Origin of the sequence: Pseudomonas faucium, assembly GCF_021602585.1 — a bacterium.
Lineage (GTDB): Bacteria > Pseudomonadota > Gammaproteobacteria > Pseudomonadales > Pseudomonadaceae > Aquipseudomonas > Aquipseudomonas faucium.
In genome coordinates, this window is the sequence record NZ_BQIP01000002.1 from 154,110 (window position 1) to 175,154 (window position 21,045).

The following is a 21,045-nucleotide window of genomic DNA, read 5'->3' on the forward strand; positions in this document are numbered from 1 at the left end:
ACCGCTGCTCCTAGCCAGAGGCAAGCGGACCGAGCGGGTAATAGCGCCCATGGCAAGAGCTATGACTCTCTGTGGCCGGCCCGAGTACGTGAGCATGACCAACCAACAAACATGCCTTACATTGACTCACTCTGACTGCAACAGATTTTTAAAGCTTGGAGTATACTCGGCTGAACAAAACCTTGTAGGAACTAGAAGATGAAGTTCGCAGCTTTCGACCTATCTCGCAATGGTGTTGGCTTCTATCTAGCAGCATTGCCTGCCAGCCAGCTTTTCCAAATTTCCCGCGTAGAGCGCATCAGCGAGAATCCAGAAGAGGGCTTCCAGCGGCAACTGGACGTACCTAAATCGAGAAAAATTGCGGCATATCTTCGAGAAAAAGTCATCCCCGGCGCGATTATCCTAAGCGCTCAGCAAGACACAGACGTAACCTATCATCGAGACTCAAGTGAGCTGGAGCTGAAAAATCCTGACCGCTCACTTCTGGTTATTGATGGCCAGCATCGCCTCTATGGCGCTCATTTTTTGGCGAGCGAATATGGAGATGATATTCTTCTACCCGTCTGCATCTTAACCGACCTCTCGCTGCTTGCTGAAGTTCAATATTTTATTGATATTAACTCTACACAGAAAGGTGTTCCAAAGACGCTACGAATAGAACTAACAAAGTTCTTAGTCGAACAGGGATCGATTGAGCAGACTCGACTTCGGCTATTCAAAGAGCTTAATTCTGACCCTGAGTCAGTTCTATTCGGAAAGCTCAGCGCAGAGCAGCGCGGCCCTGGCTACCTCTCCCATGTACCATTTGAAATTGCCATCAACAAAGTACTGGATCTTCCTCGGCTAAAAGGAATGCAGTATGAGGAGCAAAAAGCGCTGATTTCAAACTACTTGTACGGAGTTGACCACAACCTAAAAGAAGCCAACGTTCCTAACAAGCTGACACAGTCAGCATTTTTCCAAGCGGTTTTCCGGGTGTTTAATAGCTTTTGCGAGCAGGCATTGATTACCGGTCAAAACTACAAAAAAGAGACTTTCGTTAAGGTTTTTGAGTGCCTGAACAAGATCGACTTTGAACTGCATTCCGGCACAAACGAAGACGCCATCAGCCGACTAGAGAAAGACTTGTTGGATAAGCTGGAGATCTCCCGATACTCGACCATGGCAAAATCTCTATTCTAATGAAACTAATCAGCCACCTTGAAGACAACTGTGTTGCTGTAATTGCCCGTCTCGCAGAGATTTCGCAGAGGACTGATTATTCCAGCATCACTTACAATGACGGGCTTAAATACTCCATACTGTATGACCCTCTAGTTGAGGTCACAGTCGAAACGCCAACCAGCTTCTCCATATCTGAAAGAATAGATGGCGACCTTATTCTAGAGGGCCCATCAATATGTGAAGGCAGGCTTGTAGATTTCGTGCTGGGAGCAAAAAGAGTAAAAGCACAGCACGCAAACTTATTGGCAAGCAAGAATTCGAACGTAAATACTGGCTGGTTAATTGTGACAGCCTACTACTCTGCGTTCTTTGCGGCCATTGAAATGGCCCGCCTTCATGGCTTGCTGCCTATGTCGCTCGCATCAGAGGATATTGGAGCGCTTCTGTCAAAAATGACTGGACCTTCTAATTTAGTTCAACAATTCTCCGACTCCCCGCCGCAGAACTTTATCGGAGAAATATCGGGCAATAAAATAGTTTATCGATCAAGCGGCGCAAAACCTCATGTTGCCGCATGGGACCAAGTCAGAAAACATGTGCTTAAGGGGGTCGTAGATAAGACCGGCTGGATAGAGGCAGCGATTTTGATGTATTTCTTATCAGGAGAGAGGAGTTGGAAGCACCCTAGTGAACTCCGCAATGACTGGAACTACAAGCGCGCAGATTTATTTATCAAAAACAACCGAGGCATACAGTTCAGAAAGCTTATAGGCAATGCGGACGGCGGACAAAAATGGCTGATGCAGATCAAACATGCCGATGAAGAAAATCAAATCAGCATTCTCGCGACGTTAGCCGAAACTCTTTGCACGCCAATCACTAAATCTCTGGAGCGCGTGCGCAACTCTGGGATCATGGAGAGAAGCTTCTAAAAATTTCGGCCACCGGCTCACCGGCGCCTCACTGTAGCTGAGGGTGATTCTCCGAATCTCTGTTTGTACTCCGCGGAAAAACGACCTAAATGGGTAAAGCCCCATTTCAATGCTATAGACGACACCTGAAGGCCCGTTAAACTCTTAGTTTCCAGCTCTATTCGAATGCGCTGTAGACGAATCTCCTTCAAGTACTGCATCGGTGATAATCCGCGGAAGCGTAGAAAGCTCAGCTGGACTGTTCTAGCAGTCACGCCAGCGTACCGTGCAATCTGCGAGATTGTGAGGGGCTCCTGAGCGTGCTCTTCCATAAACGCCTCAACTTTCCGAACAACCGCAGGCACTACCATTTTTTCGGATGACTCTCGTAGCGCCTGGCTGTGGTTGCTTTCATGAAACTCGAGCAAAGAAGAAGCCAGCACCTCACCAATCTGGCGTTGTAGATGCGAGGAAATTAAAGAGCTGGATGATAACTGGCTGTAAGCCCACCCCAGCGTCTGAAGCCAGTTCTGGCCAGCGGACGTATCCGTGGGCAGGTGAGGCTGAAAGTAAATGTCTTGCTTGATACTCCTCCCCAGCTGACGTTGAAGCGCGGCTTCCAGCAGCGTTCGATCAATGCGAACGAGCAGCTTGTCAGTGCCAGGGAAATGATTGAAGAAGGAGTTTCGATGGTAGTTAAAAACCGTAGCATGTCCTGGGTTGCAGCTGAGGCGCAATTGATCACTGATCACGTGCTCATGGCCTGTGAGGACCGACTGGATCAGTACGATGTCATCCAGCTTTCCTGGGTTGATGGCGATCTCCCCCCCGAATGACATTCTGGCAACCCCTGCCTCGCCGGCCGATCGATAAAAAAATCTAGCTTTAAAGTCGACTCCCTTTTTCTCAAGCCGGTTCTTGCAGAACATCCGCTCACCGCAAAGCACCGCCTCTTCTAGGTCGGACGACTCGCACACACTGAAATCAGCGAGGACCTCATCTGAAGGTATGAACGGGGCGACGTTGGGCCAGGTCATGGGAAAGCCCTCAAAAACGGCAGTAAGTTATACGAGCAACCTAGCAACAAAACGGAGTCGAGAACAATGTCATGGCGACGATCTGTGTCGTCGCCATGATCCGCCGTTAGTCGTGCACGATGTGGTAGTTCAAGAAGCCGCTGGCATCGGTTTGGATGTCTTCGAGGGCTTGGTTGAGCTGGTCTAATGTATAAGGCCGAGACGCCCACTGATTAGTGTCGAGCAACCCCGCTCTGATCAACGCCATCAACTCCTGCGCTTCTGCGGTGGTGAACCACAATGAGCCGATGTACTGAAGCTGGGTACACATGAACGGGTGTGGATCGATAGGAATAGGTCCGCTTACACCGCCGATCTGCACGATTTTTCCTCCCGACTTGACGGCATTCATCGACGAAACAGAAAGCTCCGCGGGAGCTTTCGCGCCGAGCGTATCAACGACCGCATCAACTCCTAACGGAGCCATTTCGCGGATGCTGTAACGCAAATCGGTACTCGTAATCTGCAGGGTACGAATGCGCTTTGGGGCCAATTGTCGAAGCCGTTCGAGTACACTCCCATCTCGTGCAGCCACGATGATGTCTGTCACGCCCATCGCTACTGCGGCAAGCGTCGCACCGATACCCAGGGTTCCAGAAGCTCCCAGTACCAGCAAGCTCTTACCTGGCGTGAGTTCGAGCTTTTTCAACGCAGAGTAAGCAGTACATAGGTATCCAAGGCGCGTGGCTACTGCGAACGGCAAATCATCAGCCAAAGTGATCAGGTTGCGCGCAGGTGCACGGAGATATTGGGCGTACCCTGCATGACGATACTCGCGAAATACCTCTTTCGAGAGCGGGCTAAATCCAAAATAACCCATGAAGGTGTAGCTCGCGCATCGCGTCGGAAGGCCGGCCAGGCACTGTTTGCAGCCACCGCAACTCAGTCCTGGATTAACATAGACCCGGTCACCTTCCTTGAAATCTTTCACAGAGCGCCCAACCGATACCACAGTACCTGCGGCATCCAACCCGAACACAGCAGGCAAGTCAGGAAGAGGTAGGAAAGGGTACCACTCAGGGAAATTTGTGACGACGTTACGCAGATTTGGGATAACGCCACAGGCGGCGGTTTTGACCAGGACGTCATGCTCGCCAACTTCAGGAAGCGGAATTTCGTCCACGGTAAATTTGCCACCAACTTTGTGGAGGCGAGCAGCCAACATCGTACCTGGCATGAAGCAAACCCTCTTTTTTTCTTTGTCAGGGCTGTGAGGCTCTTGAAAGCCGTTGAGGTGTGACCGGCGCATCGGCCACAGCTCCAATTATCCGCTCGGCTTCGAGCGTGACTATCCAAGCCCAGTAGCCGCTATCCAGATAACGAAATTATTTGGCATCGCTCGGTGAGATTTGAAGTGGTGCGGCCAGATTTTGAGCTAACTGACGCAGCCAGAGAATAGCCGCGTCAGCATCATCCCTCGGATGCCAAGCCATCATGAGTTGGAAAGGCTCGCTTTCAAATGGCAACTCAAACGTCAGGATGGCATCGTTCTGGGACTGAATAAGCATGCGAGGCATCGTACAGACCAAGTCCGTGGACATCAGAATCCCTGGGACCATCCCGGCGGTCGGTACGGTAAGGTAGATCCTTCGGCTCATGCCGGCGGAGCGTAAATACTCATCCATATAGCCCCTAAAGCTCTCCCGCTCTGGCGATACGACAAGATGATTGAGATCACAGTACCCATCCAGGGTAAGAGGCTCGCCTCCACGAGGGTGCCCTTTGCGCTGCGCCATGACGAACTCATCGGTCCTAAGTGCCGTGCATCTCATCCCCAGAGGAACGCCGCGGCTAGAGTCGATCAGCAGATCGAAAATACCTTCCTCCATCTGCCTTCCTATGAGCCCAGGATCAACGGCATTGAGAGACACCTGAATTTGGGTACCAGCGTGCTTGGCGATCGATGCAATCAAGGGCTCACAAATGGTGCTTAAGGCGGTATCACAGGCGGCTATGCGGAAGACTCTCTTGTCATTCCAAGGATCGAATCCCAACTCACTCTGAATGACTGAACCGAGAGTCATCAGGGCTGCACGTAGAGGTCCCCGCAGCGCCAATGCCCGGGCGGTGGGGGTCATGCTCCGGCCTTTCTGAATCGGGACCAACAGCGGATCGCCCAGCAGTTCGCGCAAGCGAGAAAGCTGTGCAGACAACGCGGGCTGGCTGATATGAAGGCGTGATGCTGCCTTGGTCACGTTCAACTCAGCCAGTAGCGTGTCCAGCGAAACCAAAAGGTTGAGATCAATACGCGACAGGTCCATAACCAATCCACCCCGATGATAGGTCGCATAACGATAAACAATTTCATGGATAGCTCCGCAAGATTTTAATGTTCTGGCAGACCTACGCTATGGGGATCAATCATGAGAAAGCAGAAAGTACTGATAACGGCGGGAGCATCTGGTATTGGATATGCGATCGCTCTGGCCTTCAACAGCCGCGGTGCTGACGTCACGGTAGTGGACATCGACACCGTGAGCTTAAGTCGCATTCATGTAGAGCATCCTGGTATTCGCACTGCAGTATGCGATGTATCTGATCGCCGAAGCCTTGAACTCGATATTCCGGTCATTATCGAAGCCATGGGGGGTCTAGATGTGCTCGTCAACAACGCCGGGACATCCGGTCCCACCGCTCCCGTTGAGCAACTTGATCCCGATGAGTGGGACAAGGTCATGCAGATAAATTTGAATGGGACCTTCAACGTTACGCGCTTGGCCGTCCCTGCTCTCAAGCGTTCATCCCAACCCACAATCATTAACATGTCTTCTGTTGCGGGACGACTGGGCTACCCAGATCGCTCCCCCTATTCGACGAGTAAATGGGGACTGATTGGCTTCACCAAGAGCCTTTCACGTGAGCTCGGCGCGTATGGCATTCGTGTTAACGCCATTCTGCCCGGAGCTGTCCAAGGGGAACGCTTTGAGAACGTGCTCAAAGGCAGGGCCAATCTCAGCGGCAACTCCGTGGAGGAAGAACGTAGCAAGGCGCTTTCTGTTCAATCCCTCCAACGCCTGGTGGACCCGAAGGACATTGCAGAACTAGCAGTTTTCCTAGCATCAGACGCAGGCAAGTCCATCTCTGGACAGCTTTTGCCCATCGACAACGACATGCAGCAGACGATGTGAGGTACGACCATGAGCATGCGTGAAAAACTGATTGGAACCTGGGTTCTCGAAACCTACACAGAATACCCAGTGGACGGATCTGCCCCTGTATATCCCTTCGGTGAAAATCCTGAAGGATTCATAATCTACTCGGCAGATGGCTATATGTCGGCTCAGTTGAGCATGCCGAATCGGGCGTTGTTTTCCTCAGGTGACTGGTTCCAGGGCACTGATGCGGAGTACCGCTCTCAAGGCCTGTCGTACATTTCCTACAGCGGCCCCTTTAATGTAGACGAGCACTCGGGTGAGCTCACCCACACCATCGCAGTCTCGATGTTTCCGAATTGGATAGGCCAGGTGCAACCGCGAACGGTGAAGCTCGCAGGAGATACCTTGGAGCTGGGGAATACCAGTCAATATCGGTCGCTAGGACGTGCGGTGAATGCCCGCATCCTCTGGCGTCGAGCAAGTAGCATTCTTGGCTGAAACGCTGAAAGGCGATTTGGAGAGCTACCTTAGGCTGCCAAGTACGGCTTGCCTTGCACGTCCGGCCGGACGAGGAGTTAACTCTGATGAGTACAGGATGGGCGCGTTTTCTAGCGCGTTAAGGCGCGGCCCTCCAATTTGACTGACACGCCTGCCAGTTTGTGTATGCTTACAGCTGAGGACTGCAACTGCGCATCCGTCGGGACTGGCTACCAGCAAAAGCCCCCCGCAATTTTGGCAGCAGAGGAAGCTGGTTTCTCTGCGGTAGTGACGGCGGGCATAGCCGGTCGGATTCTGAACCCAATGCCGCAAGGCTGGGAGCTAAAGGATCGCTGCGACTACCCCTCAAAATTTGCTCGCCCTTTGGCAACACCACCGGCGTCCTATTCCTGTCTAGATTTTTACGATTCACCCACGGGATAGGCGGCAACCTCGTCAGTGAATGGGCTTCGAGTTAAAGACTGCAGCGCGAGTGAGGTAGACGAGGTCGCAAAGCGAAGTCCGCGAGGGCCTAAAACCGAGCAAGAGCTAGTAATCAATGGACTGGCTTTGACTGCATTCCCCAGGCACTAAGCTGGTAATCGCTAAGCGCCTGGAATTGCGCCTCAGCGATTAGCCTCAAGCGCTCGACTGCTTGCTCAGGTAGCCCCGCTGCTTTCGCCTCGTAGTACAGACGCATAGCTTCTACGGCATCCGTATACGCTTGATGATCAGGCGGGAGAATGTCTTGTGGCGAAGGCATCGAACGTTAACCTCCTTGCCTCTGATTTCGACGCGCAATGGCTACGCAGTCAACGCTGCCTTATGAATTCCGGGCATCGCGACGACCGTCTGCCGGCACTGAGCGGTAAATGACTTTTGAATAGCCTTCCCGACTGATTGGCTTGGCATCTGGGAAAAACAATACCCTGCCATCCTGAAGAGACAACCTCGTCTCACCATTCTGAAGATTTTGGGCTATCTCCGTCAGAACATCCATTTCCCAAGATTGTTTTCCATTCAGCCACCCAGGTGAAACCAGCTGGAGAGACTCCAAGCGCACCTCGCCCTCCACCTGCTCAATCCAAAAACCGAGGGTGGGCAAAGAGTCGATAAACACCACATGACGGGATTCGAAGCCCTCATCCCTTCTGATCACCGTGGCGTGAAACCATGGTGAAATTTGTGGCTTCAGCATGACGTGCCAACCCTGCTGGCCGGGCTCAAGAAGCGGAGCCAACCCTCTGACTTCCGCCCTGCTGTCAGAAACGAACATACCAAAATGCCTCAAAATGAACAGTATACTGTGTAGCGATATACTATTCAAAACGGCTTCATCGTTCCTTTTGCGGATTGTGCAAATGGAACTGAAAAAGGCTTTCGGGAAGGTGTTCCGCTGGTTCCGGACCCGTAATGGACTCAGTCAGGAGGATTTTTCGGATGTCAGTGGTCGAACGTACATCAGTACGCTCGAACGGGGCATACATTCTCCCACCATCGACAGACTCGAAGCTCTCGCACCGATGCTAAGGGTTCATCCGATCACGTTGCTCGTGTATACCTATGCTGCCAAAGATGGTGTATCTCCGGACGTTTTGTTGCAGAGGGTGCGAGAGGACATTGACGGTATGCAGTCGCCCTTCACTTCTCCCGAGTGAGCTTTACCCCTGATATCGCATGTGACGGCCTAGTGACGGTTAACCTGATCGCTGTTGACGAAGCCGGGTGTTGATCAAAGCAAGCTTTTGGCATTCGGCACGGTAGTAATCGGCATCAGCTTCGTACACGGCGATTTTGGATAGCGCCAGGTCCCTCTCGGCTGTTAGTACCTTGATCTGTTTCTGCAGCTCGCGATTGGCATCTCTCTGTGTCCGGCGCTGAGCCAATACCGGAGGCCCCTGTTCAATCCTTTGCTGAACCTCAGCATTGTGCGCGTCGATTGCACCTCGCACGCTTACATTCCATGGGCTTGAGAGTGGCACATGGCTTTTGAGCCCGGCACCCTGCCACACCTCTTTGTAGCTCCAGACAACCGACGACTTTTCCTTTCGAAGTCGTTGAATCACAGCCCACATGGCGGAAGTATTTTTTGCCTTCGTGTCTTCCCTGTTCTTTTTCAGACCAACCTGGCTTCCTCTCGGTTTGTTTTTCATCACGTACCTCCGACGCCTTCGAGTTGACTCAACAATTTGGTAAGCTCACCGATACGATCGTCTAGATGCGCAATCTTATGCGGTTCATTACTGAAGAATGTTCTTAACCTAGCATTTTCACTCAAACGCCATTTAATTGTCCGCTTGAGACTCAGCGCTGGTATCACAGAGTTGTTGCAATCGGCAGGGCGACAATTTCTCCGATCCCCCCCACACATAGCCTTGCTCGGACGATACATGCAAAGGCCATCGTCGGTCTGCTCAATCAATGCCTTTTTGGGCAATTCGGCCAGGAACTCCTCTTTTTCAGAGGCGATCATTCCCGAGAATATCTTGCGTATCTCACTTATATCATCCGCACCGCCTCCGATTATGGGCAACTGACTACCTATCAGCTCAGCATATTTTTCAGATGACATAGCAAATTTTTCTTGCTGAAGCTCAGTATAGAGGCTTAAATCACCGTAGCCTTTGGTCATTTCAACATCCCAATGCTTAAGTTGATCCTTTAGCCACATCAAACCCAAACCCTGGCGAATCATGAGTCGCGCGTGTTTTTTCCGAAACTGATGGGTTGCCAACGACCACAACTCACCATTGAAACGAATATCATGCAACTCAACAAAATTTTTCAATCGAAAATTGATAGTACTTATACCTAGGCGGCTTCCTCCCTCACGAGAACTGAACAGCCACGAGCTAATTTCAGTAGAGCTATGACGGAAACATCGCCTCAAAGCATCAATGACATATTCGATAAAAGGTACCGTTTGCCACTCAGTGACAACAGGCACAGCTTCGAGCTTGGTGGTAGTCGACTTGATAAAGCAGAACGACCTCATAGCATCGTTAATATTAACCGTGCTTTTAATCCAGCAACCATGTTTTCTTATATTAATAATTTCGTGGAACCGCATTCCTGTCAGAAATGCAATTAGTATGTAACCCGACGTTTGAACTCGCTGCACAAGCGCATGAAGATCCCATTGTGACGACAGTCCGTACTTATTCCATGGGAATTTTCGCGTGTCGCACATCACCTTGCCATACGTTGTCTGGATGATCATCTTGCGCCCAGTTATCTTCTGGCTTTCTTGGGCGCGCCTGACCTCCTCGATGAAATAGGAAATTTCTATTTCTTCAACCGCTTTTTGGATGATTTTGACTGCTACCTCATCTGGCATTTCGGGCGTGGTAAATACCGTCCGATCCATAACTTTTTGCGCGTTTGCTTTACTCCATTCACTACCGGACTCGCAATCGCCGAAAGGCCATACAGTCAATCCATCAGACAGCTTCCTCGACCTGGACTGCTCATACAGCCAAGGCAAGCCATAGATCCGTGTTCTTAAAGTACGGTCTGTCAATGGGCCACCAGAACCATTCGACTTTCCTGCGATGGAGCAAGTAAAGGATTGCATATCCGCTTGAGTAAGATCCGAAAATCTCTGCACACCGGTTCGCCACATGTAAAGCAACAAGTTCCGAATACCTTTTCTCATCGACTGGCATATTGATGACAAAGTCGGCCTTGTGTATGGCGGGTTCACAATCAAAGAATAAATATACTCTTTAACGGCGATCAAGTAATGCCGATTACTGGCGCACGTTAATCTCGTTCCATCCTCAAAGCTGAGATTTGCGAAGGTGATAACAGCCGACTTAGCTGACAGATACGGATTTTCCTCGGAGAAATCCCATACGTGATCCGCATAGAGAGATTTACGTGAGACCCTAATCTCATTTCGAACTTCTTCAGCCATCAGGACTAGCGTCGACGGGCGAAAACTCTCTGCCTTAATTGAAGCCAATTGGGCTCCTGCACTAGGGAATCTGCTTATCTTGCTCATATTTATCAATATCCCAGGCTTCGATAGGGGAACGGCGTGCGTCAGTGGCTATGCGCTGAACCAAATCTTCAGGATATCTTGGAAAAATATATGTTTCCCAAAAGTACCTTTTTTCACTAACTGCTTGAGAATATTCCGCATCATTGATATCACCCGCACGTAACAAATGATCATGAAACGCGATAAAACACATATACTTCTTGATATCTTCGAGGGTAATAATAAGGTTCTGACAACCCAAGCAAACCTCATGACCACTGGTACAAATCACGCCGATTTTTTGCCCGTGCTGAGGCGAATTCAACTGGTCCCTACAGTGATTCAAGACGCACTCGGATGTGATCATCGACCCTGACGATTTATCCAGCGCGTTGAATTCGCCTGTCAGCAATCCTAGAAACATTGCATCCTGGTGGATTCCGCGCCTAGTGCGAAGAACGGGGTCTTCAACGCGCCTAATATATTCAGCCGTTGTGGACATTTTAGTATGCCCTAACAACTGATTTAAGTAATTAAGATCCTCAGTTCTCACGTACTCGTGCCAGGCTAGCGTCGGCCTGAGTAGACCTGCATGAATACTCATAGGCTTTTCATTACGATCACGCAAGTCGTGCTTGCGTGAGAATTCTTGCAAGCCCCGTTTGAAGGCGCTATTTTGTAATGGCAGGGTTCTCTTGTGTCTGTTTGCATTCCCAATCCACAATTCAACCTGACCAGGTTCACGGATGCTTTCGGTAATCTGGATAACGCGTTTAATTATCGACACCGGCCACTTATCATTACCCAAACCAGAAGGAATGGTGGCACCACGTTTGGATGAACGGAACTTCTCCCAATTAATGAAAAACTTTTCGTTATCCGTAGGGTCTTGGCTCAGACAGTAAATCGTCAACCTCTGGATCGTGGATGGATTCAGCCCCGTACGGATTAATAGCATCAAGTAATACGGAATTAGATCCGATGCTCCTATCCACTTCCCAACACCCAGCGAATTAAAAAATTGCTTGATACGGCCATTGAAATTATCTGAGATGGCCCGAAGAAATTTGTATGTTTTTTTATTAACATCCTTACGAGTCAGGGGACGGCAATCGAGATGATTTTCCCAATACCATTCTAAATACTCTTTTTTTGCCCAGGGCGTTCTATATTTAATAGGCGACGGCGCGCCAAGATAGCGCGGTTCGTACGCTTTTCCTGCGCCAATTTCGTCATAGAATTTTTCCAGCAATGCAACCGACCCGCGCCCTTCTGGCGACATACCACTAAGAAAATCTTGCCCTTGTGCTTTACCGCGCAAAAAAGCAGTGTTTACTCTCTGGAAGCCACAGTTATTCTCCCACCACCAAATCCTATGTTCTTTACTCTGCCAAATGGAATGTCTCCCCCTGACATTCTGTGGAGCCACATCATCCAAAGGAGGTGGGAATCCGATCCACTTCGGCTGATAAGCTCGCTCTAGTTTCGCAGCACTCTCGCGCACGCCCAGCACCGCGGCTTTCAAAATAGCTTTCAGCTCATGTTCATCATAACCCTGAGATGTCATTACCTGGCTTGACGCTTTAGGGAATGAATTCTTTTGAACAACAAATTCGCTAGAGACCTTAGGATGACGGCTCATTTCCTTGAAAGTTGTAGTTAGGCTGCGATACGTATTAGCTGCAGTAGGGTAACTCTGTCCAGATTGCGTCTTTAACCAATGCGAAAATTCAACCAACGTGGCATCACTTAGCTCTTCAGGCAAAGTAATGTTTGAAACCGCCAAAAACTTAAAAAAACAACTTGCTCGCTCTGCTACTGCCACCCTGGATGTATGCCCTAGTGAGTCTCGACGTCTATACAGTGCCCAGACAAAAACCTCGCAGATACGGCGGCACTCGCGAGCATATTTCTTGGAGTTAAAATCGTAGCTGTATTCCCTACCGGTATTTTTACAAACGGCTGAAAATCTGAGTTCCTCCTGGACCACTGCCTCAGCGCGCTTGATAAATCCCAGTGTTTTATACTTATCCGACAAAGCCACTGCCTCCTATGAGTCGATCAATCTCGGCTTGGAAAGCACTGTAGGTACCGGCATACGATACGAGCATTGCAGTATGAACGTAGAATCTGCGGGTTGTGTTCTCGCTGGCATGGCCCATAAGATTTGCAAGACTGGGCAAATCCTTATTTAGCAGATAATGATATGTTCCGAATGTGTGCCTGAGAGAGTGCGGGGTCGACTTAATGCCAAGCCTCTTGCTGATTAGGGCGAATTGTTTTTCCATCCAGTTACGAGTAACAGCGTTTCCTTCAATACTCAAAAATAAAAAGCCCACTGAATCGGGCCTTACAAGCACCGACTCACATATCTTCTCGCGAGTAAAATCCACATACTCCCAAAGCTTCAAGAGTAGCGAATTCGGAATCAAAACGCATCGGGCTTTCATACCCTTCCCGACGACCCTTGCTGGAGTAAAATACCCACGAGCATTCACCTCAGGAAGATCTTTTAGTGGGAAATTGATAACCTCAGAAACTCTAAGCCCAACCTGGAGCATCAAGGAAGCCATCAGCTTGTTTCGGAACCTAATTCCGGCATCAACTGTGCTGTCACAATCCGCCAAATATTCGACAAACTTGATTGCTTCGCTCAATTGCAAGAATCGAACTGGCTCTTCGAGCTTTTTCGCTGGGTGTCCTCTCATAAGGTATTTCTTACGCGAAGAGCGGTATGAATTTTCCACATCGGTATCTTTGAGGTCTGCGCAGTGACCATTTTTTAAGGCCCATCTTAAGAATCGATACGCCCCACCAACACGAGCGTTCACCGTATTCCAACTTAGAGGACAACCAGTCCGACGGCGATATGTACACAGAGCGTCCACGTACGCATCAAAGTAAACTTCGGTCATATCCTCGACGTCCAGCCCAGAGCCTTCAAGCCAACTTGATAACTCTTTGAGATGCTCCGCCAATGTATTCAAACTCTTTGGCAACATTCGCCTAGAACAATTCCGCAGATATCTGTTGGCTGACGAAAAAGGCTGCATATCACTCAGAAAGAGCTGGGGGACGGAATGAGGGATTTCAGATATTGTTGGATTTAACGAACTGGTGAAATCAACGTTCAGAAGAGTAGTCATGAGTACCCACCTCAGATAGTGGATCTCAGGATAGCCATATATGCAAATTAAGCCAGTAGTGGGTTTTCCAATACAGGCCTCTTACAGCTACATGTTATGTATTGAATCGCACCTACAGCACATATCTATAAACACCGCGTTGTGTCTCTCCACTTCAAGCTCTCTATCTAAAGACTTTCAGGCGTGCCCCGCACACTCACTAATGCGACCTTCCCTATAACTAGCAAAGCTCACATATATTAAGAGCCCCTGGCCAACTATTTGATATTTATCAGAAAAAATAATCGGCATTCAAAATACTATCTGCATGCGACCATAAAACTAATAACCCGCTACATAAATCATGTGCAGAGTCCAGGTCCGACTAACAAGGTGTGCTGCCCGCCGCGTTGGCAGCACGCGAAGCCGGCCGGGCGCTGGTGGTGCCCCGGGAGAATGCCGAGGAGGCAAGCCTGGCGGGCGGGCTGGTGGTGTATGCGGTCGGGCACCTGCTGGAGCTGGTGGCGCACCTGAACGGGCAGGTACCACTGCCGCCCTTTGCCGCCAATGGCTTGATACTGCAAAGCCAGCCCTACCCGGACCTGAGCGAAGTACAAGGGCAGATCGCCGCCAAGCGCGCCTTGCTTCTGGCTGCGGCCGGGGCACACAACCTGCTGTTTACCGGCCCTCCGGGCACCGGCAAGACCCTGCTCGCCAGCCGCCTGCCGGGCCTGCTGCCGCCGCTGGATGAGCATGAAGCGCTGGAGGTGGCGGCCATCCAGTCGGTCAGTGGGCGGGCACCGCTCAACAGCTGGCCGCAGCGGCCCTTTCGCCACCCGCACCACTCGGCGTCGGGCCCCGCGCTGGTGGGCGGCAGCAGCAGGCCGCAACCCGGTGAAATCACCCTGGCGCACCATGGCGTGCTGTTTCTGGACGAATTGCCGGAGTTCGAACGGCGCGTACTGGAAGTGCTGCGCGAACCGCTGGAGTCCGGCGAGATCGTGATCGCCCGGGCGCGGGACAAGGTGCGCTTCCCCGCCCGCTTCCAGCTGGTGGCGGCGATGAACCCCTGCCCGTGCGGTTACCTCGGCGACCCTACCGGGCGTTGCCGCTGCAGCACCGAGCAGATCCAGCGCTACCGCAACAAGCTGTCCGGCCCCTTGCTCGACCGCATCGACCTGCACCTGACCGTGGCCCGTGAAAGCACCACGCTCAACCATCAGCCCAGCGGCGAAACCAGCGCCGCCGTGGCCGCCCGCGTGGCCACGGCGCGCGAAGTGCAGCAACGCCGCCAAGGCTGTGCCAACGCGTTTCTCGACCTTGAAGGGCTGCGCTGTCACTGCGCCCTGCAGGCCGCCGACCAGGCCTGGCTGGAAAATGCCTGCGAGCGCTTGAGCCTGTCCTTGCGCGCAGCGCACCGGCTGCTGAAGGTGGCGCGAACGCTTGCTGATCTGGAGGGAGCGCCAGCGATTGCCAGGCCGCACCTGGCCGAAGCGCTGCAATACCGCCCTGCAAGCCCCTGAACTGTCACCCGTGACAGGACGATGTGTCTCCCGGCTGGCAGATTGTCTGGGCCGGCCGCATTCCCCAGAATTGTGCTCCACACTGTTCTAACGCTGCCCCGGCAGCTCATGGAGTACGAGCCAATGCCACACGAAGGCAGCCTTCTGCAAACCGCGGTGATCTTCCTGCTCGCCGCTGTCCTCGCCGTGCCCCTGGCCAAACGCCTGCAACTGGGTGCCGTGATCGGCTACCTGCTCGCCGGCGTGGCCATCGGCCCCCAGGCCCTGGGCCTTATCCGCGACACCGAGAGCGTGGCGCACATCTCCGAACTGGGCGTGGTCCTGCTGCTGTTCATCATCGGCCTGGAGCTGTCGCCCAAGCGCCTGTGGCTGATGCGCAGATCGGTGTTCGGCGTCGGCACCGCGCAGGTGCTGCTGACCGGCGCGGTGATCGGCGCCATCGCCTGGTTCGGCTTCGGCCAGTCACTGCCGGCCGCCGTGGTGCTGGGCCTGGGCCTGGCGTTGTCGTCCACCGCCCTGGGCCTGCAGAGCCTGGCCGAGAGCAAGCAGCTGAACGCGCCCCACGGCCGCCTGGCCTTCGCCATCCTGCTGTTCCAGGACATCGCCGCGATTCCACTGATCGCCCTGGTGCCTTTGCTGGCGGCGAACGGCCCGGACACCAGCCACGGCGACAGCCTGCAGCACGGCCTGAAGGTGTTCGCCAGCATTGCCGTGGTCATCGTCGGCGGCCGCTACCTGCTGCGCCCGGTGTTCCGTATCGTCGCCCGCACCGGCTTGCCCGAGGTGTCCACCGCCACCGCGCTGCTGGTGGTGATCGGTACTGCATGGCTGATGGAAGAAGCCGGGGTCTCGATGGCGCTGGGGGCGTTTCTCGCCGGCCTGTTGCTGGCCGACTCGGAATACCGGCATGAGCTGGAGTCGCAGATCGAACCGTTCAAGGGCCTGCTGCTGGGGCTGTTCTTCATCAGCGTCGGCATGGGCGCCAACTTGCGCCTGTTGCTGGAAATGCCCCTGGTATTGCTGGGCCTGACCCTGCTGCTGGTGGCGGTCAAGCTGGTGCTGCTGATCGCTATCGGGCGCCTGGCCGGCGGGCTGAACAGCGCCAGTGCGCTGCGCCTGGGCATGGTGCTGGCGGCCGGTGGCGAATTTGCCTTCGTGGTGTTCAAGCTGGGCAAGGACCAGGGCTTGTTCGACACCCAGACCTACGACCTGCTGTTGATGACCATCACCCTGTCGATGGCCATCACACCGCTGCTGATGCTCGGCTGCGCCCGCGCCCTCAAGCGCCCGCAACCGCCGCGTGAAGTGCCCGAGCAGTACAAGGCCATCGACGCCGGCACCCCGCGCGTGGTGATCGTCGGCATGGGCCGCATGGGGCAGATCGTGTCGCGCATCCTGCGGGCGCAGAAGATCCCGTTCATTGCCCTGGAAACCTCGGTGGATGCCATCGAGATGACCCGCATGTTCGAACAGGCGCCGGTGTTCTACGGCGACCCGCTGCGCGCCGAAGTGCTGCATGCGGCCAAGGTCGGCGAGGCGGAGTATTTCGTGATCACCACCGACGACCCGGAAGTCACCACGCGCACGGCGGAGCGGGTCAAGCGCCTGTACCCGCACCTGAAAGTGCTGGCCCGCGCACGCAACCGCCAGCATGTGCACAAGCTGGTGGACGTGGGCGCCGAGCCGATCCGCGAGACGTTCTATTCGAGCCTGGAGATGACCCGCCGGGCACTGGTGGGCTTGGGATTGAGCCGCGAGCAGGCGGCAGACCGGATCGAGCGCTTTACCCAGCATGACGAGGAAGTACTGGTGGCCCAGGGGCAGGTGCGCAATGACCGGGCCAAGGTGATGCAGACGGCGAAGGAAGCGCGGCTGGAGTTGGAGCGGTTGTTCGATTCGGATGCGGATTGAGTGTCAGGCAAACACCAGCCGCACGATCTGAGGATGTTCACGGTGGGCGGCCTGCCAGAGATCGTACGCCGCCTGCTCGGCAAGGTACTGCCGAGCTTCGCCGAGGCCCGCCAGCTCAAGGCGATAAGCCAGATCAGCGGATATCGCGGCACGCCCATTGAGTACAGTGGACAGCTGCCCTCGCGAGTAACCTAAGTGACGCGCCAGCCCCGAGACACTCATGCCGATAGCAGGCAAGACATCTTCGCGCAAAGACTCGCCGGGATGAGGAGGGTTGTACATAGGCATGGTTTTCAGTTTCCTAGTGGTAGTCCAGATAGTCGACAAGCTCCACGTCAGTACCCACGAAGCGGAACACCAGACGCCAATTGCCCGAAACATTCACTGCCCAGAATCCATCCAGCCTGCCCCGCAGCAAATGCAGCCGATATCCGGGACGATCAAGGTTTGAAGGCGTTTGCGCCACCTCTAGCGATGCGAGCAGCCTTCGCAAACGGGCAACATGATCCGCGCGCACTCCAGATGCATCTCCTCGCTGATGAAGAAGCCTCAGGCCCTTGTGCCTGAAAGTCTTGATCATCGATGACTGAGTGTAAGGCCATGCCTTACACACTGCAACTGGGCTAATGAATGCCGCATACCTTGCTCCTGAAAAATTTCCGGGTTGACCAGTCTGTTCTCAGGAATTTGATTGTGCGCGGTGACGTCGTCCGCTAACTCCGTGGGATTTTTCTCAAAGTTCGTGCAGCTCAAAGGCCACACTGAAATCCGTGAATCGGCTACCTCGAGCAAAGACTAAAATCACCACCTTTGCTGCGGTAGACTGCGAAAATTGCCTTTCGCGTTCCGTCCGGAGAACGATCAGTGGAAGATTTGAACTCCCTCTACTACTTCACCCAAGTCGTCGAACATGGCGGCTTCGCCCCCGCCGGGCGGGCGCTGGACATGCCGAAGTCAAAGCTCAGCCGGCGTATCGCCGACCTCGAGGAGCGCCTCGGCGTGCGCCTGCTGCATCGCACCAGCCGGCACTGCTCGCTGACCGAGATCGGCCAGGCCTACTACAACCGCTGCCTGGCCATGCGCGTGGAAGCCGAGGGCGCGGCGGAGATCATCGAGCGCAACCGCAGCGAACCCCGCGGCCTGGTGCGCATCAGTTGCCCGACCACCCTGCTCAATGCCTGGGTCGGGCCGATGCTGACCCGCTACATGCTCAAGTACCCGCAGGTGGAACTGTTCATCGAGAGCACCAACCGCCGGGTCGACCTGCTGCACGAGGGCTTCGACCTGGCGCTGCGGGTGCGCTTCCCGCCGCTGGAGAACACCGACATGGTGATGAAGGTGCTGAGCAACAGCACCCAGTGCCTGGTGGGCCACCCGCAGTACCTCGAGCAACTGCCGGCAGGCTTCGACCCGCAACTGCTCGGCACCTTGCCCAGCGTGCATTGGGGCAGCGCCCAGCGTGAATACCAGTGGGAGTTGTTCCAGGGCGAGGGAAGCGGCAGCAGCATCGTGATCCCGCATACGCCGCGCATGGTCACCGATGACCTGTTCGCGCTGCGCCATTTCGTGGTGGCCGGGGTTGGCATTGCGCACTTGCCGCGCGTGGCGGTGCGCGAGGACCTGGCCGAAGGCAGGCTGGTGGAGTTGTTGCCGCAGTGGCATCCGCGCTGCGGCATCGTGCATGCGATCTTCCCGTCGCGGCGCGGGTTGCTGCCGTCGGTGCGCGCGCTGATCGATCACCTGGCCGAGGAGTTCGCGGTCAGCGACATGGCGTGAATGCACCATGGCCCCATCGCTGGCAAGCCAGCTCCCACAGGTAATGCACTGTCCCTGAGTGCAGCGCGGTACCTGTGGGAACTGGCTTGCCAGCGATGGGGCCAGCAGGATCACCTCACTTCAAAACGCGAAGCACGAACACCCCAGCGCCCCCCAGAACCCCTGGAAGTCATTCACCGGCACACTCGACTGCCGCGCCTTGTCATGGCTGTGCGCATGCACCCCGCAAGGCCCGCTGCACTGGTGCACGGCCGCCGCCAGTGACGGCGCACCCGCACGCCAGTGCCCCGGCACCTTGGCCACCGGCGACCACTCCGGCAGCACCGGCATCGGCGCCGGGCCAAGCTTGTCGAATTCGGCGGCGCCATACACCACCTTGCCATCGACGATGGTCAGCACCGACTCGATGCCCTTGATCGCCTCTTCCTCGACACTGAAGAAGTCCAGCGACAGCGCCGCCAGGTCCGCCAGCTGGCCAACCTTGAGCTGGCCTTTCTTGCCCTGCTCGCTGGAGAACCACGCACTGCCCTGGGTGAACAGCTGCAGCGCGGTGTCACGGCCCAGGCCCTCCGGATACAGCTCCATGCCGCCGACGGTCTTGCCACTGACCATCCAGTACAGCGACGTCCATGGGTTGTAGCTAGAAACCCGCGTGGCGTCGGTACCGGCGCCAACCGGCACGCCCATCTCGAGCATGCGCTTGATCGGCGGGGTGTGCTCGGCGGCCTTGGCGCCATAGCGATCGACGAAGTACTCACCCTGGAATGCCATGCGGTCCTGGACGGCGATGCCGCCGCCCAGCGCCCGCACGCGTTCGATGTTCTGCGGGGTGATGGTTTCGGCGTGGTCGAAGAACCACGGCAGGCCATTGAACGGGATGTCGCGGTTGACCTTCTCGAACACGTCGAGCATGCGCGAGATCGATTCGTTGTAGGTGGCGTGCAGGCGGAACGGCCAGCGCTGCTCGACCAGGTGGCGGACCACCGGCTCCAGCTCTTCTTCCATGGTTTGCGGCAGGTCCGGGCGCGGTTCGAGGAAGTCCTCGAAGTCGGCGGCGGAGAACACCAGCATTTCACCGGCGCCGTTGTGGCGCAGGAAGTCGGTGCCGCTGTGCAGCTTGACGCTGGAGGTCCACTTGCGGAAATCGTCCAGCTCTTCCTTGGGTTTTTGCGTGAACAGGTTGTAGGCGATGCGCACGGTCAGCTGGCCGTTGTCGGCCAATTCCTGGATCACCTGGTAGTCATCGGGGAAGTTCTGGTAACCGCCGCCGGCATCGATGGCGCTGGTCAGGCCCAGGCGGTTGAGCTCTCGCATGAACTGGCGGGTCGAGTTGACCTGGTACTCCAGCGGCAGCTTCGGCCCCTTGGCCAGCGTGGCGTAGAGAATCGCCGCGTTGGGCCGTGCGATGAGCATGCCGGTCGGGTTGCCGAACTTGTCACGCTGGATTTCCCCGCCCGGCGGGTTGGGCGTGGCCTTGTCGTAGCCCACCGCCTTGAGCGCGGCGCGGTTGAGCAGCGCGCGGTCGTACAGATGCAGCAGGAACACCGGGGTATCGGGGGCGGCCTGGTTGATTTCTTCCAGGGTCGGCATGCGTTTTTCGGCGAACTGGAATTCGTTCCAGCCACCCACCACACGGACCCATTGCGGAGAGGGCGTGCGCGCCGCCTGGTCCTTGAGCATGCGCATGGCATCGGCTACCGAGGGCACGCCTTCCCAGCGCAGCTCCAGGTTGTAGTTCAGGCCGCCGCGGATCAGGTGCAGGTGCGAGTCGTTCAGGCCCGGGATCACCGTGCGCTGCTTGAGGTCGATGACCTGCGTGCCAGCGCCCTTGTGGGCCATGGCCACAGCGTCGGCGCCCACGGCAATGAAGCGGCCATCCTTGATGGCGACAGCGCTGGCGGTGGGCTGCTCACGGTCCACCGTGTGCAGCTTGCCATTGAACAGGATCAGGTCGGCAATCATGGAACCTCCTTGGAGCGATGCAGGATGGTTGGGGTTGTTCAAG

The 21,045-nt window shown here is 54.7% G+C and carries 18 protein-coding genes and 1 pseudogene; 8 read left to right on the plus strand and 11 right to left on the minus strand.

All coding sequences use genetic code 11. From position 1 onward, the window contains the following. The first annotated feature begins 198 nt into the window (after positions 1 to 198). Both L6D75_RS03385 and L6D75_RS03390 read left to right on the plus strand, forming a co-directional pair. Positions 199 to 1,182, plus strand: coding sequence for a DGQHR domain-containing protein (locus L6D75_RS03385; RefSeq protein ID WP_176511379.1), 984 nt, complete (start codon positions 199 to 201; stop codon positions 1,180 to 1,182). Next, the gene (locus L6D75_RS03390) at positions 1,182 to 2,096 is read left to right on the plus strand and encodes a hypothetical protein (RefSeq protein ID WP_176511378.1); all 915 of its coding nucleotides are present in this window, start codon (positions 1,182 to 1,184) and stop codon (positions 2,094 to 2,096) included. Before L6D75_RS03385 ends, L6D75_RS03390 begins: the two co-directional genes overlap by 1 nt. Before the next feature lie 17 nt (positions 2,097 to 2,113). Here the strand turns inward: L6D75_RS03390 and L6D75_RS03395 are convergent, their stop codons facing one another. The 3 genes from L6D75_RS03395 to L6D75_RS03405 all read right to left on the minus strand — a co-directional run bounded on the left by L6D75_RS03395 (position 2,114) and on the right by L6D75_RS03405 (position 5,412). Then, the gene (locus L6D75_RS03395; RefSeq protein WP_176511377.1) at positions 2,114 to 3,112 is read right to left on the minus strand and encodes a helix-turn-helix transcriptional regulator; all 999 of its coding nucleotides are present in this window, start codon (positions 3,110 to 3,112) and stop codon (positions 2,114 to 2,116) included. 106 nt (positions 3,113 to 3,218) lie between these two features. Beyond that, on the minus strand, positions 3,219 to 4,400 hold the full coding sequence (locus L6D75_RS03400) for an alcohol dehydrogenase catalytic domain-containing protein (protein ID WP_236193416.1): 1,182 nt from the start codon (positions 4,398 to 4,400) through the stop codon (positions 3,219 to 3,221). 76 nt (positions 4,401 to 4,476) lie between these two features. Continuing rightward, the gene (locus L6D75_RS03405) at positions 4,477 to 5,412 is read right to left on the minus strand and encodes a LysR family transcriptional regulator (protein WP_176511376.1); all 936 of its coding nucleotides are present in this window, start codon (positions 5,410 to 5,412) and stop codon (positions 4,477 to 4,479) included. A 102-nt stretch (positions 5,413 to 5,514) separates the two neighbouring features. On the opposite strand from L6D75_RS03405, the gene L6D75_RS03410 reads away from it, so the two are divergent. Both L6D75_RS03410 and L6D75_RS03415 read left to right on the plus strand, forming a co-directional pair. Beyond that, entirely contained in the window at positions 5,515 to 6,279 is a 765-nt protein-coding gene (locus tag L6D75_RS03410) for an SDR family oxidoreductase (protein ID WP_176511375.1), read from the plus strand. Positions 6,280 to 6,288: 9 nt separating this feature from the next. Beyond that, on the plus strand, positions 6,289 to 6,744 hold the full coding sequence (locus L6D75_RS03415; RefSeq protein WP_176511374.1) for a lipocalin-like domain-containing protein: 456 nt from the start codon (positions 6,289 to 6,291) through the stop codon (positions 6,742 to 6,744). A gap of 802 nt (positions 6,745 to 7,546) precedes the next feature. On the opposite strand, the gene L6D75_RS03425 is transcribed toward L6D75_RS03415, so the two are convergent. Beyond that, on the minus strand, positions 7,547 to 7,999 hold the full coding sequence (locus tag L6D75_RS03425) for a hypothetical protein (protein WP_176511373.1): 453 nt from the start codon (positions 7,997 to 7,999) through the stop codon (positions 7,547 to 7,549). A gap of 85 nt (positions 8,000 to 8,084) precedes the next feature. On the opposite strand from L6D75_RS03425, the gene L6D75_RS03430 reads away from it, so the two are divergent. Beyond that, a complete protein-coding gene (locus tag L6D75_RS03430; protein WP_176511372.1) occupies positions 8,085 to 8,381 on the plus strand; it encodes a helix-turn-helix domain-containing protein in 297 nt (98 codons plus the stop codon). A 39-nt stretch (positions 8,382 to 8,420) separates the two neighbouring features. On the opposite strand, the gene L6D75_RS03435 is transcribed toward L6D75_RS03430, so the two are convergent. From L6D75_RS03435 to L6D75_RS03450, 4 genes are read right to left on the minus strand one after another with little or no spacing between them, the layout of a single operon-like run. Further along, positions 8,421 to 8,876 (minus strand): hypothetical protein, encoded by a 456-nt coding sequence (locus L6D75_RS03435; protein ID WP_176511371.1) that lies wholly within the window; start codon positions 8,874 to 8,876, stop codon positions 8,421 to 8,423. Beyond that, complete coding sequence (locus L6D75_RS03440; protein ID WP_236193418.1) at positions 8,876 to 10,687, minus strand: tyrosine-type recombinase/integrase; 1,812 nt, start codon at positions 10,685 to 10,687, stop codon at positions 8,876 to 8,878. Before L6D75_RS03440 ends, L6D75_RS03435 begins: the two co-directional genes overlap by 1 nt. A 13-nt stretch (positions 10,688 to 10,700) precedes the next feature. Then, positions 10,701 to 12,749, minus strand: coding sequence for a site-specific integrase (locus tag L6D75_RS03445; RefSeq protein WP_236193419.1), 2,049 nt, complete (start codon positions 12,747 to 12,749; stop codon positions 10,701 to 10,703). Continuing rightward, positions 12,733 to 13,851, minus strand: coding sequence for a tyrosine-type recombinase/integrase (locus tag L6D75_RS03450; RefSeq protein WP_176511369.1), 1,119 nt, complete (start codon positions 13,849 to 13,851; stop codon positions 12,733 to 12,735). The genes L6D75_RS03445 and L6D75_RS03450 overlap by 17 nt, the downstream gene beginning before the upstream one ends. A gap of 368 nt (positions 13,852 to 14,219) precedes the next feature. On the opposite strand from L6D75_RS03450, the pseudogene L6D75_RS03455 reads away from it, so the two are divergent. Further along, a pseudogene (locus L6D75_RS03455) lies at positions 14,220 to 15,353 on the plus strand (YifB family Mg chelatase-like AAA ATPase); the annotation flags it as partial. Between the two features lie 123 nt (positions 15,354 to 15,476). Further along, complete coding sequence (locus L6D75_RS03460) at positions 15,477 to 17,264, plus strand: monovalent cation:proton antiporter-2 (CPA2) family protein (RefSeq protein WP_176511368.1); 1,788 nt, start codon at positions 15,477 to 15,479, stop codon at positions 17,262 to 17,264. Between the two features lie 3 nt (positions 17,265 to 17,267). Here L6D75_RS03460 and L6D75_RS03465 read toward each other — a convergent pair whose 3' ends face one another. Both L6D75_RS03465 and L6D75_RS03470 read right to left on the minus strand, forming a co-directional pair. Then, complete coding sequence (locus L6D75_RS03465; protein ID WP_176511367.1) at positions 17,268 to 17,552, minus strand: HigA family addiction module antitoxin; 285 nt, start codon at positions 17,550 to 17,552, stop codon at positions 17,268 to 17,270. Between the two features lie 13 nt (positions 17,553 to 17,565). Next, positions 17,566 to 17,844 (minus strand): type II toxin-antitoxin system RelE/ParE family toxin, encoded by a 279-nt coding sequence (locus L6D75_RS03470; RefSeq protein ID WP_176511366.1) that lies wholly within the window; start codon positions 17,842 to 17,844, stop codon positions 17,566 to 17,568. 284 nt (positions 17,845 to 18,128) lie between these two features. Here L6D75_RS03470 and L6D75_RS03475 point away from each other — a divergent pair, with 284 nt between their 5' ends. Continuing rightward, positions 18,129 to 19,040: a LysR substrate-binding domain-containing protein gene (locus tag L6D75_RS03475; RefSeq protein ID WP_176511365.1), complete on the plus strand. Its 912-nt coding sequence runs from the start codon at positions 18,129 to 18,131 to the stop codon at positions 19,038 to 19,040. Positions 19,041 to 19,160: 120 nt separating this feature from the next. Here the strand turns inward: L6D75_RS03475 and L6D75_RS03480 are convergent, their stop codons facing one another. Further along, positions 19,161 to 21,002, minus strand: a complete 1,842-nt coding sequence (locus L6D75_RS03480) for an amidohydrolase (RefSeq protein ID WP_176511364.1) — start codon at positions 21,000 to 21,002, stop codon at positions 19,161 to 19,163. Positions 21,003 to 21,045 lie beyond the last annotated feature (43 nt).

What these genes read in the sequence shown, in the direction of transcription:
- L6D75_RS03385 (WP_176511379.1), top strand. Translation starts at nt 199, where the DNA reads ATGAAGTTCGCAGCTTTCGACCTATCTCGCAATGGTGTTGGCTTCTAT.
- L6D75_RS03390 (WP_176511378.1), top strand. Translation starts at nt 1,182, where the DNA reads ATGAAACTAATCAGCCACCTTGAAGACAACTGTGTTGCTGTAATTGCC.
- L6D75_RS03395 (WP_176511377.1), bottom strand. Translation starts at nt 3,112, where the DNA reads ATGACCTGGCCCAACGTCGCCCCGTTCATACCTTCAGATGAGGTCCTC.
- L6D75_RS03400 (WP_236193416.1), bottom strand. Translation starts at nt 4,400, where the DNA reads ATGCGCCGGTCACACCTCAACGGCTTTCAAGAGCCTCACAGCCCTGAC.
- L6D75_RS03405 (WP_176511376.1), bottom strand. Translation starts at nt 5,412, where the DNA reads ATGGACCTGTCGCGTATTGATCTCAACCTTTTGGTTTCGCTGGACACG.
- L6D75_RS03410 (WP_176511375.1), top strand. Translation starts at nt 5,515, where the DNA reads ATGAGAAAGCAGAAAGTACTGATAACGGCGGGAGCATCTGGTATTGGA.
- L6D75_RS03415 (WP_176511374.1), top strand. Translation starts at nt 6,289, where the DNA reads ATGAGCATGCGTGAAAAACTGATTGGAACCTGGGTTCTCGAAACCTAC.
- L6D75_RS03425 (WP_176511373.1), bottom strand. Translation starts at nt 7,999, where the DNA reads ATGTTCGTTTCTGACAGCAGGGCGGAAGTCAGAGGGTTGGCTCCGCTT.
- L6D75_RS03430 (WP_176511372.1), top strand. Translation starts at nt 8,085, where the DNA reads ATGGAACTGAAAAAGGCTTTCGGGAAGGTGTTCCGCTGGTTCCGGACC.
- L6D75_RS03435 (WP_176511371.1), bottom strand. Translation starts at nt 8,876, where the DNA reads ATGAAAAACAAACCGAGAGGAAGCCAGGTTGGTCTGAAAAAGAACAGG.
- L6D75_RS03450 (WP_176511369.1), bottom strand. Translation starts at nt 13,851, where the DNA reads ATGACTACTCTTCTGAACGTTGATTTCACCAGTTCGTTAAATCCAACA.
- L6D75_RS03460 (WP_176511368.1), top strand. Translation starts at nt 15,477, where the DNA reads ATGCCACACGAAGGCAGCCTTCTGCAAACCGCGGTGATCTTCCTGCTC.
- L6D75_RS03465 (WP_176511367.1), bottom strand. Translation starts at nt 17,552, where the DNA reads ATGCCTATGTACAACCCTCCTCATCCCGGCGAGTCTTTGCGCGAAGAT.
- L6D75_RS03470 (WP_176511366.1), bottom strand. Translation starts at nt 17,844, where the DNA reads ATGATCAAGACTTTCAGGCACAAGGGCCTGAGGCTTCTTCATCAGCGA.
- L6D75_RS03480 (WP_176511364.1), bottom strand. Translation starts at nt 21,002, where the DNA reads ATGATTGCCGACCTGATCCTGTTCAATGGCAAGCTGCACACGGTGGAC.